The following is a 14,088-nucleotide window of genomic DNA, read 5'->3' as shown; positions in this document are numbered from 1 at the left end:
CGTCTATTTCACCCCCCGAACCGCTTCTTATACTCCGAAGGGTAACACCCCGTAAATTCGGTAAACAGCCGCGTAAAGTGCCGCGTGCTGTAGTATCCGACCTGCTCCGCAGCCTGCTGTACCTGAATATCGGGCATGGCCAGCAGCTCTTTGGCTTTCATCATGCGAAGGCGGGTGAGGTACTTGACGAAGGTCGTACCGGTTTTTTTATGGAACAGGGTGCTTAAGTAGTTGTGCGTGACCCGCAGCTCCTTGGCGATCTGCAAAATGCTGATATCCTGCGCATAGTTTTGCTCGATGAAGGTAAGGGCCGACTTCACCAGCCGTCCGGCCTGATCGCCGCTGCCGTTCTGCTCAGCCAGGATCTGCTCTCCGCGCGCATACAGCTTGGGCAGCCATACTTGCACCGGCTCCTGACCGTCCAGAGCAGCCTCCAGAAGCTGGCTGAGAAACTCGCTTACTTGCTTCTTATGCACCGGCTGAATCCGGCTATCGAGTGTCGAAGCCTCCTTCTCCAAAGCCCCCACGGCTTTCATATACAGCATATAATCCTTGTTCCGGTACGAGCGGCAAGCTTGCTCCACCAGCTGCGCCGCAGGGCCCAGCCGGTATCGCTGCTCGAATGCATGCAAATCCCCGAACGTGTAAGCTCTATTCACGCCGAGAAGCGACCGCAGCGCGGCCAAAGGCCGCAAGTCGCCCCACTGCTTTTGCAGTGCCGCTATTCCGGTACAAGGCTCCATAACAAAGGCCGTCACTGCAAAGCCCTCGCACCGGACCGCATCCGCTGCCTCCTCCATCCGGCGGAGCAGACGGGTCGCTTCCACTGTCCCTTGCCCGTCTTGATCGCCTGCTCCACAAGCGACGACGAAGGCTAATTCGCCTTCGGGCAGGATGAATAACGCTTTACGGGTACGTGCCCGCTCTCCGCTGCACGGGTCCATCTTCTGCCTTATCGCGCGGTGCAGCTCATGCTGCTTCTCCGCCTTCCGCTCTTCCGGCAGCCTGCTGTCCGTGTACCAGACTACGCCCTGGCAGCAGGCCGAGGATAAATAATCTCCATCTGACTCGCCGCCCTGCGGGCTGATCCCATGGAATAACGAGAACAAATCCGCTTCAAACTGACAGTTCAGCCAGCCTGTGTGCTCCTTGACGCGCTGCCCTGCCTTCACCATCGCAGCTTCCAAATCCTCCGGGCTGACCGGCTTCAGCAAATAATCGGCCGTGCCGAGCTTCAATGCCTCCTGTGCGTAAGCGAAATCGGAATACCCGCTGATGACGATAAACTGGGTGTGAGGATATAAGCCAGCGCACCCGCGGATCGCATCCAGCCCATTCATCAGCGGCATACGGATATCCACCAGTACAATATCCGGCTTGTGGCTGCGCAGCTGCTCCAGCAGCTCCACGCCGTTCGTCGCCTCACCGGCCAGCTCCCATCCCGCTTCCATTTCCTCGATCATGCTGCGCAGACTGATCCGCACCAGCACCTCGTCGTCGGCAATCATCACCCTCATTGACTCGCCTCCCACAAAGGAATTTGCATCGTTACCGTCGTTCCCTCCCCCTTGCAGCTCGTGATATCCAGACGGGCATGATGGAAAGCCAGCAGCAGCCTGTCGCGAACATTCGCCAGACCGATATCGACCTTTTCATCCACATGCTCCTGCGAGAAGCCGGTACCGTCGTCGGTAACGGTAATGACCAGCCGGCTCTGCTGGACATCGGTTTCCCCAGCTCTTTCCAGCCTGCATGCAATGTGCAGCTTACATGAACGGTCCATCGGCTCAATGCCGTGGATGATGGCGTTTTCAACAATCGGCTGAAGCAGCAGCTTCGGGATGCGGTAAGCGTGCGCCGCAGGATCGATTTCAATGACAAGTGCCATTTTATCCTGAAAGCGCAGCTGCTGCAGCTCACAATATTTGCGCAGAAACTGGATTTCTTCCTCGACCGTCGTCCAATCGTTATGCTCCAGAATATACCGAAGCATACTGCTGAGCGAAAGTATCGATTTTTCCAGCAGCTTCCGGTCTCCGATCCGGTTCAATCCGATAAATCCATTCAAGGTGTTGTATAGAAAATGAGGCTGGATTTGCGCCTGCAGTGCCCGGTATTCGGCATTTCTTTTGCTCAGCACGGCCTTGTATTCACTGTCTATCAGCTCGTTGAGCTGGCCTATCATTTTATTGAGCACGGCGCCCAGCTCCGCAATTTCGTCCTTTCCTTGAATGCGGACCCTTGCCTCCAGCTCCCCCTTTTGCACCTTGCGCATCACCTGGATCATTTGCTTGAACGGCTTAATAATGCCTCTGGACAGCGTAAAAAACACAAGCAGCGTCAAAATAATCCCGATGCCGGCAAGCATGAATCCGACGAGGTACATGCCCGCAAGCTTCGCCTTCAGCTCCGCATTGGAGAGCAGCACGACGACGTTCCAATGGGCCGGTACGACTTCCTTGGAGACGACGACATAATCCTCGACGGTTTGACCGTTCGTCCCGACAGCCGCAACCTTCCGCTGCAGCTCGGCCGTCAACGGGGCCGTCGAATAGATCAGCTTCTGCTGATCGTCGAATATCGCAATCATCGAGCTGACGTTAAATTTCACGTCCCGTGCAATTTTGTCCAAAATGACCGTATCGGCATCCGCCATCATCACGGCGAGCGGCTGTCCGTTATCCGTATCCTTAATGAGCCGGGCGACGGAGAAAACCGACGTAGGCGTCGGCTTTTTCAAGTAATCCTGCTCGTGCACGCTGATAAAGCTGATTTTGCCGTCGGCCTCGACCGCTTTTTGGTACCAGGGCTGGGCCGTGAACGGATAATCATCGACTGCTCCAGTGAAATTATAGGCCGAGGTCACAAAGACCGAGCCGTCGTACGGCAGCAGGATGGTGCCCAGAATGTCCTTCCGCGGATTTTTGAGAAAGTTGGGGAGGGTGACATACAGCGCTTTGTTGATTAAAAACCGGTTGTACAAGTCGGCGCGCTCATATTGGCCGTTCGCTTTGGCCTTCAAGGCGCTCATCACTTCCTCGCTCCAGTAAGGAGAAACCGTAAGCCGTTCGAGCTCATCCAAATACGTTTCAATGTTGTGGGTCAAGGAGGTGAGGCTGCTTTCGGTCAAGACAGTCGTATCTTGAGTCAACAGATTGTTGTAATAAGAGGGCATGATGTACGTAATGATGATGAGAGGCACGATGAGCGTCAGCACAAACAGCAGCAGCAGCCTCATGCGCAGCGAAAAGAATAGCTTCATTGGCGACTCCCCTTCGCTATTAACGTGATCGTACCCTCATTATAGTACAGGTTGGTGCGGCAGGGAATATTTCAGGCTTTGATGGCTCCTGCGGCCATACCCTGGATAAAATATTTTTGCAGGAACAGGTAGACCAGCGCAATCGGCAGCGCACCCATGAGCGATCCGGCGGCAACCCAGCCGATATTGCTCGTATACTGGCCGAAGAAAGCGGAAAGTGCGACGGTAATCGTGTGCACCTCGGACTTTTGCAGGAAAAAGACGGAGAACTGGTAATCGTTCCACACCGCAACGCCGGTCAAGATGACGACGGTTGCCGTCGCCGGCTTCAACAGCGGAAGAATGACGGAGAAAAATAGCCCTAACCGCGTCGCGCCATCGATCATCGCCGCTTCATCCAGCTCTCTTGGAATCGTGCTTACAAAGCCGGTATAGAGAAAGATCGTTATCGGCAGATTGAACGTCACATGCAGCAGAATAATCCCCCACAGCGTATTCAATGCCCCCAGGTCGACATACAGCTTGTATAAAGGCACCAAAATCGTGAGCGGCGGGACGATGAGTGCAGAGATGAACACAATATAAATGAATTTGTTCCACGCCGTTTTGTAACGTGCCAAAGGATAGGAGGCAACCGCTCCGAGCACGATGACCAGGACCACCGAAGCTACCGTAATCACGATATTGTTCTTAAATGCCGTGCCGAGATGGGCGCTGTTCCACGCATCGGCGAAATTGTTCAAATACACATAGCCCGGCGCGATCCACTTGGAGCTCGGATCATCCGCCGCTTTGAGCGAGGTGGTGAGCAGGATATAGAAGGGCACAATGTGCAGCAGCGCGATAATGAGGGAGACGATCAGGAGTCCGGTACGCTTCTCGTTCAATGGGTCACTTCCTTCCTGCGTAAAAAATACAGTGAGGTGATGCTGATCACCGAAATGATGACGAACATCAGATTGCCGAGCGAGGCCGCATACCCCGCATCCTGTCTGGCAAAATACAGCTGGTACATCAATGTCGAGAGCGATGCCGAAGCGTAGCCCGGTCCCCCTCCGGTCAAGGAGGTGATGACATCGAACAGCTTCAAGCCGCCGATTAAGTTCAAGACGACGTTAATCGTGACGGACGGGGCGAGCAGCGGCCATGTAACATGCATAAATTGCGAGAAACGGCTGGCTCCGTCCAGCTGGGCCGCTTCGTAATAGTCTTTGGGAATGACCTGCAATCCGGCCAAATAAATGATCATCGCGATGCCCAAATATTGATACGTATTGACCAATGTAATCAGCCACACATTCACCTTCGGATCGGCGAGCAGGTTAATCGGCTCATCGCGGAACAGCAGGATGATATCGTTCAGGGCCCCGCCGTAATATTGGAAGATGAAGTACCAAATATAGCCCATAATGAGCGGGGAAATAATGACGGGAAGATAAATGATCGTGCGAGTCAGCCCTCTGACGCGAATGCTTTGGTTCAGCAGCAGGGCATACAGCAGTCCGACCAAATTTTGCAGAAACGTACTGCCGATGCCATAAATAAACGTATTGTAGATAACGTTTAACATTTGGGAGTCCGTAAACATCCTCCGGTAGTTATCCCATTGCACCCAGGAATAATCCTGATTGTAGCCGTCCCAATTTGTAAAGGAGATTTTGATCCCCTGCAGGAACGGGTACAAAATAAAGATCACGAACAGGGCTAATGCCGGGACATACATCAGGTTCAAAAATGCCGGCGCATTCGTCAGCTTCTGAAGACGGCTTGCGCGGTGCGGCGGTACGGCCGCTTGGCCGCGGCTTGCGCTGCCGGCGGAACTGCGGGGGCGGACCGGTTCATAGTTATCCGGAGTCGTGCGAGGCATAGGCGCCCTCCCTTCTTCGTCCTTGTCTTGATCTACCTAATAAGGGGCGGGTTCGTTATCCGAGCCGCCCCTTTCTTTTTGCCTACTTTTTGCGCAATCGTTCAACTTCCTGCTTCATCATCTGCGAGAACTGCTGCGGCGTAATCCGCCCGGCCATCAGCTCCGTCCCCTGCTTGCACATGACGTCCCACATGCCGTTAGGGAGGTACACGCGATCGAAGTAAGGGAATACGCGGATATTTTCATATTTCTTATAGTAATCGGAAAACTCATGATTGGAGGTCACCCCGGTTAATCCCGGCGGCAGCTTGGTGGAGTTGGCGATCTTCTCCATGTTCTCCTTCTTCGCAAAATAAGCAATCAGCTTCTTCGCTTCCGGCAGGTGCTTGGAATCCTTCCAGGCGCCCATCGTGTAGCGCTCCCCGCCGGAGAAGTTCGTCTCGTCGCCCGCTACCACCGAAGGCACCGGCATGTAACCGATTTTCAGCTTTGGCGATACTTTATGAACCTCGTCTGCAAAGGATGGACTGCCGAAGGAGAAGACGACTTTGCCATTTGCAAACAGCTTAGGCATGTCGCTGTATTTCGCGGTAAGCGCATCCTTGTTAATCAGCCCCTTCTTCTGCAGATCCAGCATCATTTGGGCGAGATCGCTCCATTTGTTCCAGTCAAACGTATTGTTGAGCAGCGCCTCGGCCTGATTCGTCTTCGGGCTGATGAACATCGACGTTGCAAAAATATCGAGGAAGCTGCCGAACATCCAGGAATCGATACCGGAGAAGTAGAACGGAATCGCTTCGCCCTTGCTCTCGTTTTTAATTTTTTCGGCCGCAGCCACCAGCTCGTCGAACGTTTTGGGCGGCTCGATATTATACTGCTTCAAAATATCCTCATTGTACGTAATGCCGTCCTTCGCTTCGCTCATGACAAGGGCGTATACTTTGCCGTCTTTGTCGGTCACGACGTTTTTGATCGTGCTGGTCAGCTGGGACGCCCAGCTTTCGCCGCGTAAATCGGCCAAGTACTTGCCGTAACGGATTTGCGCCCAGCCGTGCGTGTCGAACACATCCGGCATGTCGTTGGCCGCCATTTTGACCTTGAGAATATTTTCATACTCCGAGCCGGGGAACTGCAGCTCCACATCCACACCGGCGTTCTCCTTCTTGAAGCCTTCCACGATCTCCTTGTAGACCGCTTGAATCGGCGGATCATTCACCGTGCTGTACACGGTCAGCTTCATCTTCGCAGCTCCCGAATCGCCGCCTGCCGCCGGTGCCGGAGTCGCAGCTTCTTTCTTGTCAGGGGTGCCCGCGCCAGGCGCAGGAGCCGTACCTGTTCGGCTTGAGCAGCCGGATAGCACCATGCCTCCGACGAGGAAAAGCGATAAAGAGGTGGACAACCATCTTTTCATGAACGAAACCCTCCTTTTTTTTCATACAACCTTGCACTTTAAACTTCCTTGAAGGCTCATCTCGTTTGTGTAGACTCATTTTAGCATGGTTGTATACGCTTTCAAATGATCCAAAACTACGCTTCGCGCGCTCATTTTTAATATGAGAAAAGAGCCTACCTTTTGGATAAAAGATAAGCTCTCTCATGGCGTGCGGCTTCCGGCTCGGCCTCGCAGCTTGCGCCTGCTTAGCTCGCTTGCAGCCGAAACCATGCTTCCGGCGATCAACCCAGCGCTTTAATCTGCTTGCTTCTCAGCTGCCCGCAGGCAGCATCAATATCCGTCCCGTGCTCCAGACGAACGCTGCAGCTGACATCCTGCTTCTTCAACGCATCGAAAAAGGCACGAACCGAAGCCTGCTCGCTCCGTTGGTACTGGCTGTGCTCATCCACCGGGTTGTACGGGATCAGGTTCACGTTCACCAGCGGGCGGCGGTCTGCGACGAGCTCCGCCAGCTCCAGCGCATGCTCCGTACGGTCATTCACGTCCTTGAGCAGAATGTATTCCAGCGTCACCCTTTGGTTTGTTTTGTCCAAATAATAATCCAGCGCCTCCATGAGCTTGTCGATAGGAATCGCACGATTAATTTTCATAATCCGCGTACGCAGCTCATCGTTTGGCGCATGCAGTGAAATAGCCAGGTTTACCCGCAAATTCATATCGGCGAACTCCTTGATCTTGTCCGCAAGGCCGCTCGTCGATACCGTGATATGTCTCGCACCGATAGCCAGACCCTTGTGATCGGTCACGACCTGCAGGAAATCAATCAGGTTGCTGAAATTATCGAACGGCTCGCCGATCCCCATGACCACGATATGGCTGACCCGTTCCTCCTGCTTGGCCCGGTCCAGATAGTGCTGAACCTTCATAATTTGTTCGACGATTTCTCCGCTCGATAAATCGCGGCTTTTGGCCAGCAGTCCGCTCGCGCAAAAGCTGCAGCCGATATTACAGCCCACTTGTGTGGTAACACAGACGGACAAGCCGAACTTATGCCGCATCAGTACAGTCTCGATCAGGTTGCCGTCGCTTAGCTTGAACAAAAATTTGACGGTGCCGTCCGTCGATTCCTGTTTTGTATGCTCGGTCAACGATTCAATGTAGAAATGCTCCTGCAGCAGGGCAATACAGGTTGGGTGGACGTCCGTCATGTGCGCGAAGTCCGTGACCCGCTTGCGATACAGCCAGTCCCACACCTGGGCGGCCCGATATTTTTTATGTCCATGCTCCGACAGCCAGGCTGTGAGCTGATCCAATGTAAATCCATAAATGGATTGCTTATTCATGTGATGTCCTCTTTTCAAAAGCTTCTACTATGGCAATGTGATTATTGTCCCAAAATTTCTATATGAAAGCAAGGGGGCAAGTCGTTGTCCACCCCCTCCATATTGACGCAATGGTTGCTGCAGCAGGTGCAATGAAGTCATGCTGACATGCCATCACCGGAGGTTCAGCGGAGCAAGCTCTTCAGCCGCCTTACCTTTATCTGTTGAGCTAACACCAGAAGAAGCCATGGGGCAGCACGCATTCCATCCATGGGATATGATCGTGGATACGTCGCGTATCCGGGACGAATTAAATTACCGTCCGATCTTTCCTTCCTTTTATACCGCGGGGGACGCGGGTGCCTTGTAGAAGAACGGTGATGGTCAGTTAGCCACTTTCGTCATTCTTACCGAGTGTGAGTCTGCACTGTTTTACCTATCGCCATTCATCTGATCATCGTTTCTGGAATGCAATATCTCCAGATAGTGCGGATTGTACATGATGCCCAGCACATTGCCAAACGGAACCATGACGGAGGCCGTGATGAATCCCGCATCGCCGCGGTGTATAAGCGGCTCATATTCTTCAGCCCCCATCGCTTTCAATTGGTGAAGTGTGGCCTCTATATCATCCACATGCCAGTACATGATGGCGCCGCCGGGGCCAGTGGTCGCATGGGCAGGTGCGAATCGGCGATCGATCAGACCCAGCTCATGCCGGTAGTCTCCAAGGCGAAACATCGGCATAGACTAACCGGCCATCGGGCCCCGAGCGCTCGAAATAAGGAGCCATGCCAAGCAGCTCCAAGTACCATGCTTTTGCCGCCTCCACGTTATCCGCCCAGTAGCTGATGGTTGCACGTAAAAAAAATCGCCCCTGCACCAAAGCGTGCAGGGACGTTTTCTGGTCAACCGACTAAGCTGCCTTCTCGGCGGCAGCTCCGTCGTTTTGCTTCGATAAAAATAAATTCAACGCAATCGCGGTCAACGAACCGGATACGATCCCGTTCTGGAGCAGCATCTTCGCGAAGCTCGGCAGCTGATCGAACATTTGGGGCAGCGTGGCCGACCCCAGCCCTACAGCAATGCTGCATGCGGCAATCAGCAGGTTGCCATCCTTGCGCAGATCCACCTCGGACAATATCGAGATGCCGGATGCCGCAACCGAGCCGAACATGACGATCATCGCACCGCCCAATACCGCATTGGGAATGACTGTGGTCAAAGCGGCCAGCTTCGGCAGCAGACCCAAAATAACCATGATGCCTCCCGCGGCAAAAATAACATCCCGGGATTTCACGCGGGTCAACGAAATCAGACCGACATTTTGGGAGAACGCCGTGTATGGGAACGCATTGAAAATCCCGCCCAGCATAATAGCGAGCCCTTCGGAGCGCAAGCCGCTCACGATCTGCTTCGGCTCGACCTTCTGTTCGGTTGCTTTGCCGACAGCAAAGTAAACGCCCGTGGACTCCACCATGCTTACGATATTGACGATAACCATCGTCAACACAGCGGTAAGACTAACTTGCGGAAACCCGAAGTAAAAAGGCTGCGCAATGCTTACCCATGACGCTTCGGCAACAGAGGAGAAATGGACGATGCCCATCGCATAGCCCGCTGCCGTTCCGGCCGCCAGCCCGACGAGCACGGAAATGGAGCGCAGGAAGCCGGTAGCCAAACGGTTAACTATTAAAATAACGGCAAGTGTGCCGAGCGCAAGCAGCAAGTTGTGCAGCTGGCCGAAATCCGGGCTTCCTTGCCCGCCTGCCGCATTGTTCATGGCAACCGGAATCAACGAAAGTCCGATGATCGTTACGACAGAGCCGGTTACAATCGTAGGGAAGAACCGGAGCATTTTGCCGTAGAGCGGCGCAGCCAGGACGACGAATAGTCCCGATAAGATAATGGCTCCATAGGCTGTCGCTAAATTCGAAGCGGAGGCAATGGCGATAATCGGACCTACCGCAGTAAAGGTACAACCGAGAATTACCGGCAGTCTGCTGCCGAAATATTTCGTTCCCATCACCTGCAAAATCGTTGCGATGCCGCATGTAAACAGATCGGCTGCGATCAAATAAGCCATCTGCGTGCCATTCAGCTTGAGCGCTCCCCCGACGATCAAGGGCACAATGACGGCGCCTGCATACATCGCGAGCACATGCTGGAAGCCCAGCGTGAATATCTTTTGTTTACTTAGCATTGTACCTTCTCCTTCGGCTGCTGCGTCGTGCTTTCCTCTTCAACGAAGTGAACCTCGCCCGGAGACATGGAGGCAATGCGAGCCAAGGAATGTACGCGAACGCCTCTTTGCTCGAGAAGACCTCGGCCTTCCTGGAAGCTTTTTTCAATGACACAGCCGACGCCTACCAGCTCCGCTCCCGCTTCCTTCACGATATCGACAAGTCCGACCAAGGCAGCACCCGTAGCCAAAAAATCATCTACAATGAGCACTTTATCGTTCGGGCCCAAATATTTCTGAGAGATGCTGACCTGATACGTCTCTTGGCGTGTAAAAGAATGCACCGGTGCAGAGTACACCTGCTCGGCAAGCGTTACCGCTTTCTTTTTCTTTGCATAAATAAACGGCACGTTCAGCGCGATACCTGCAGCCATCGCAAATTGAATGCCGCTGGCTTCGATCGTCAACACCTTCGTAATTGTCTCGCCCGCGAAGATGCGTCCGAATTCCCGTCCGATCTCCAGCGCCAGCTGCGTATCCACCTGATGGTTCAGAAAAGAATCCACCTTCAGCACCGTATCTGAGAGAATCAAGCCTTCCTGACGTATGCGTTCCTCTAATAATTTCATCGTTCCTCTAACCGCTCCTTCTCCCAATAGAAAAAGGACAGACTTCTTGAGCTGTTTCTCTCTCAAGTGAAGCCTGTCCCTCAGGGCTTTTATCCCTTATGGTATAACAAGTGCTGCATCTAAAGTTTCCTTATTGGCTGTATAAAAATGCTCTCGATGCGCTCTCACTCATAGTCGGATAATTACGATGGTCATCCGGTAGAAACTTATGGGCCATATCCCCAAAATTATACGAGTCATTTGAAGTTATACCTGTATAGTACACACTCTTCCTAGCCGTTTCAAGAGGGAATTTTTATAATTCGACAAAATTCGATTCAGCCTCATGTACGGCTCTTGCCTTCTTATCTGAAATCCGGTGGAATCCGCCGTGCGGTCCCCGTCAGAATGGCCGCTTCAATCGTCGCGTGCCGCACCTTCGTCACTACCTGCTCGTTGAAAATGCTTGGAATGATGTATTGGTCATTCAGTTCGCTTTCGGAAACGACGGAAGCGATGGCGCGCGCGGCAGCCAGCTTCATCGGCTCGTTAATATGACGCGCCCGGCAATCCAATGCCCCTCTGAAAATACCCGGAAACACCAATACATTATTAATTTGATTCGGGTAGTCGCTCCGGCCTGTCGCAAACACGCGGACGTGCGGAAGCGCCTCCTCCGGATCAATCTCCGGCTTCGGATTGGCCATAGCGAACACAATGCGGTTCGGGGCCATCTTCTGGACGTCCTCCGCATTGAGCACACCGCCTCTCGAGACGCCGATGAAGACGTCGGCTCCCTCTATGACATCCTTCAACGTTCCCGCCCGGTCCTCCACCTGGGGCTGCTCCGCAAGCCACTGCCACATCGGATAAGCATACGCGCCTCCACGGACAATCGCTCCGTCCCGGTCCACCGGCACAAGCCGCTTCACGCCTGCCGCGAGCAGCATTTTGCAAATGGAAACGCCCGCAGCGCCGATGCCATTCACGACGACCCGGACATGCTCCATCCGCTTGCCTACCACCTTGAGCGCGTTGAGCAGCCCTGCAATGACGACGATGGCCGTCCCATGCTGATCGTCATGGAATACCGGCATATCCAGCTCCTCGGCTAACCGGGTTTCAATCTCAAAGCAGCGCGGCGAGCTGATATCCTCCAGATTAATGCCGCCGAAGATCGGGCTGATCGCCTTGATCGTGCGGATAATTTCCTCCGTATCCTTCGTATCGAGGCAGATCGGGAACGCATCCACTCCGCCCAGCTGCTTGAACAGCATGGCCTTCCCTTCCATAACAGGCGCGGCCGCATGAGGCCCGATATCGCCCAAGCCAAGCACTGCCGTTCCATCGGTGATGACGGCTACAGTATTTCTTTTGATCGTCAGGGAATACGCTTTTTGCGGATTCTCGTGGATCGACGTACAGACACGCGCGACACCGGGAGTATACACCCGGGATAAATCATCGCGATTTTTGATCGGCAGGTTCGGCTGGACTGAAATTTTGCCGCCAAGATGCACAAGAAACGTACTGTCGGATACGTTAATAATTTCAATCCCGTCCAGCTGCTCAAGGGCATCCACGACGTCCTTCTCCGCCTTATCCGCCACATGAACCGTAATATCGCGAATGGACGTCTCCTGCCCCGGACGAATGACGTCGATAGAGGTGATGTCCCCTCCCGCTTTGCTGATCGTATGCGCGACGTCACCGAAATTCACTTTCGCATGGGTTAACTCAAGCCGCAAAATAATACTGTTATAGGCCATACTCGCGACCTCCTCATTTTAATTTTAAAAGTTTATACCCCGATCACGAACGTAGAGCTCGCGTCCCGAATCGTTTTGATAACGCTCATCGCTACAATATAGCCTGTCTTAGGGTTGCGAGCGGAAGGGGTATTCTGAATTTGCAGCTTGATTTGCCCGAATTTCCCTCTCGCTTCGATTTCATGGGTGTTGTGCGTAATGCCCGGATCTACATACACCTTCACCTTCGTCCGATCAAAGCCGACGCCCGCGAGGCTCAAAGCCGCCGACACATTCACGCTCTCGGGAAATAACCGCGCTGAGTCCCGGGCAACGCCCTCGAAGGCACAGTAAGGCTCCTGCAGGTTAGCCAGATCGACCTGCTGCTCAATCAAGGTCCCATACCAAGCCTTCGGGGGCTTGCGTGTCGTCAGTGTAACTTCCTCCATCGGGCCCAAACTTCCGGCCGCAATCCGATCCAAACCGCCGATAGCTGCGGAAGGGACGATCATTTTGCCGCCGCTGGCTGCGGCCTTGTCCATTAACCGCTTTTGTAAGGCCTCATCGGCTAATGCACCCACACTGACCAGAATCAAATCCGCTCCGCAATCCAATACCTTTTCTCCGTAAGCTTGAACGGCATGATGACCTGCACACTCCACGATAATGTCCATATTTTGCCCAAAAAATTCATCCTCGGATTCAGTCATGACATTCTTCAGGGGTCCGGACAGGTCGTATTTCGTACGATCCCTTACCAATACCGCCTTCAGACGGGCTCGTCCCGCCTCATTTCTCAGCAATGCTTGAGCTACATCCTCCCCGATGGTCCCATATCCAATGATCCCTATATTCAGCATAAAGTCCTCCCAGAATCTTCATTCGGCTGCCAGGCAGCGCTTGCTATCACTTCCTCTATCATATCAAATAAATTGCATTTGGTATACCATAAACCACATGATTATGCTATAATAGGCATATACCTAAGGGGAGGGATGCTTGTGCCATCTATCACTTTTCATACATCAGGCAAAACCATCGAGGTGGATAAAGACGCGAATCTTCTGAGAACGTCCATTCGACACGAGGGATCCGTTCCCTTTAAATGCGGCGGCGGGCTCTGCGGAACCTGTCGCGTTCGGATCGTGGATGGACAGGAGCACCTCAGCAAAGTGATGAAGAAGGAAATCGACCGGCTCGGCAGCGACAAGATCGAGCAAGGCTTCCGTCTGGCGTGCCAGACGTTCATTACCGGAGACGTGACTGTGGCTTGGGGCGAGGAAGACGTGGAGCGGTTGAACAAAATCGCGCAAAGACGGATCAACGCAGCGCAATAATTAAAGCTTCGCCCACTAATAAATCAAAAAAAGGCATTCCTTAACCTTCATGTTTAAGGGATGCTTTTTTTCTGGGCAGCAGCCGCCCTGTCCCTCAGAACAGGACCCGCTTGCCCTATACCGCAAGGATCAACGGCTTCGCCCTATTTCCGGATCGCATGCGTCTGTCAAGGTAGGCGAAGGTTATGAAACTTATACGCTTACTAGAGTAAAGGGCTGATTATTCAGCCCCTCCTCATCAAACCGTACGTGAGGTTTTCCCTCATACGGCTTTCCGATGTTCGTCATTCATGTACATGCAAATTACAAGAGCGTTTTAAGTCCACACTGTCTGGCTAGGAATCTTACTTCTGTCTCTTATGTAAATTT

General features: G+C 53.3%; 12 protein-coding genes, 1 pseudogene and 1 riboswitch. Of the genes and pseudogenes, 2 read left to right on the top strand and 11 right to left on the bottom strand.

The window, feature by feature from the left end; genetic code table 11:
- Positions 1-8: 8 nt before the first annotated feature.
- The 6 genes from CF651_RS31240 to rlmN all read right to left on the bottom strand — a co-directional run bounded on the left by CF651_RS31240 (position 9) and on the right by rlmN (position 7,865).
- Positions 9-1,517 carry a response regulator transcription factor gene (locus tag CF651_RS31240; RefSeq protein ID WP_094018778.1) on the bottom strand — a complete coding sequence of 503 codons (1,509 nt, stop codon included), beginning with the start codon at positions 1,515-1,517 and terminating at the stop codon, positions 9-11.
- Positions 1,514-3,262 (bottom strand): cache domain-containing sensor histidine kinase, encoded by a 1,749-nt coding sequence (locus CF651_RS31235; protein WP_094018777.1) that lies wholly within the window; start codon positions 3,260-3,262, stop codon positions 1,514-1,516. The genes CF651_RS31240 and CF651_RS31235 overlap by 4 nt, the downstream gene beginning before the upstream one ends.
- A 71-nt stretch (positions 3,263-3,333) precedes the next feature.
- The gene (locus CF651_RS31230; RefSeq protein ID WP_094018776.1) at positions 3,334-4,149 is read right to left on the bottom strand and encodes a carbohydrate ABC transporter permease; all 816 of its coding nucleotides are present in this window, start codon (positions 4,147-4,149) and stop codon (positions 3,334-3,336) included.
- Positions 4,146-4,985 carry a carbohydrate ABC transporter permease gene (locus CF651_RS31225; RefSeq protein ID WP_094018786.1) on the bottom strand — a complete coding sequence of 280 codons (840 nt, stop codon included), beginning with the start codon at positions 4,983-4,985 and terminating at the stop codon, positions 4,146-4,148. Before CF651_RS31225 ends, CF651_RS31230 begins: the two co-directional genes overlap by 4 nt.
- A gap of 226 nt (positions 4,986-5,211) precedes the next feature.
- Entirely contained in the window at positions 5,212-6,540 is a 1,329-nt protein-coding gene (locus CF651_RS31220; RefSeq protein WP_094018775.1) for an ABC transporter substrate-binding protein, read from the bottom strand.
- Between the two features lie 263 nt (positions 6,541-6,803).
- Positions 6,804-7,865, bottom strand: coding sequence for a dual-specificity RNA methyltransferase RlmN (rlmN, locus tag CF651_RS31215; protein ID WP_094018774.1), 1,062 nt, complete (start codon positions 7,863-7,865; stop codon positions 6,804-6,806).
- A 139-nt stretch (positions 7,866-8,004) separates the two neighbouring features.
- On the opposite strand from rlmN, the gene CF651_RS33090 reads away from it, so the two are divergent.
- Complete coding sequence (locus CF651_RS33090; RefSeq protein ID WP_094018773.1) at positions 8,005-8,214, top strand: hypothetical protein; 210 nt, start codon at positions 8,005-8,007, stop codon at positions 8,212-8,214.
- A 62-nt stretch (positions 8,215-8,276) separates the two neighbouring features.
- Here the strand turns inward: CF651_RS33090 and CF651_RS31205 are convergent.
- From CF651_RS31205 to nadX, 5 genes and pseudogenes are all read right to left on the bottom strand, one after another.
- Positions 8,277-8,730 (bottom strand): annotated as a pseudogene (locus CF651_RS31205) (VOC family protein).
- 30 nt (positions 8,731-8,760) lie between these two features.
- A complete protein-coding gene (locus tag CF651_RS31200) occupies positions 8,761-10,047 on the bottom strand; it encodes a nucleobase:cation symporter-2 family protein (protein WP_094018772.1) in 1,287 nt (428 codons plus the stop codon).
- Positions 10,041-10,655 carry a xanthine phosphoribosyltransferase gene (locus tag CF651_RS31195; protein ID WP_094018771.1) on the bottom strand — a complete coding sequence of 205 codons (615 nt, stop codon included), beginning with the start codon at positions 10,653-10,655 and terminating at the stop codon, positions 10,041-10,043. Before CF651_RS31195 ends, CF651_RS31200 begins: the two co-directional genes overlap by 7 nt.
- Positions 10,656-10,806: 151 nt before the next feature.
- Positions 10,807-10,910, bottom strand: a riboswitch (purine riboswitch).
- Between the two features lie 89 nt (positions 10,911-10,999).
- Positions 11,000-12,403, bottom strand: coding sequence for an NAD-dependent malic enzyme (locus CF651_RS31190; RefSeq protein WP_094018770.1), 1,404 nt, complete (start codon positions 12,401-12,403; stop codon positions 11,000-11,002).
- 32 nt (positions 12,404-12,435) lie between these two features.
- Positions 12,436-13,242 (bottom strand): aspartate dehydrogenase, encoded by an 807-nt coding sequence (gene nadX, locus CF651_RS31185; RefSeq protein ID WP_094018769.1) that lies wholly within the window; start codon positions 13,240-13,242, stop codon positions 12,436-12,438.
- Between the two features lie 141 nt (positions 13,243-13,383).
- On the opposite strand from nadX, the gene CF651_RS31180 reads away from it, so the two are divergent.
- Positions 13,384-13,719 carry a 2Fe-2S iron-sulfur cluster-binding protein gene (locus CF651_RS31180; RefSeq protein ID WP_094018768.1) on the top strand — a complete coding sequence of 112 codons (336 nt, stop codon included), beginning with the start codon at positions 13,384-13,386 and terminating at the stop codon, positions 13,717-13,719.
- Positions 13,720-14,088: the final 369 nt, after the last annotated feature.

Source organism: Paenibacillus rigui (assembly GCF_002234615.1).
Classification (GTDB): Bacteria; Bacillota; Bacilli; order Paenibacillales; family NBRC-103111; genus Paenibacillus_S; species Paenibacillus_S rigui.
This window is presented reverse-complemented; position numbering and strand designations above follow the sequence as displayed.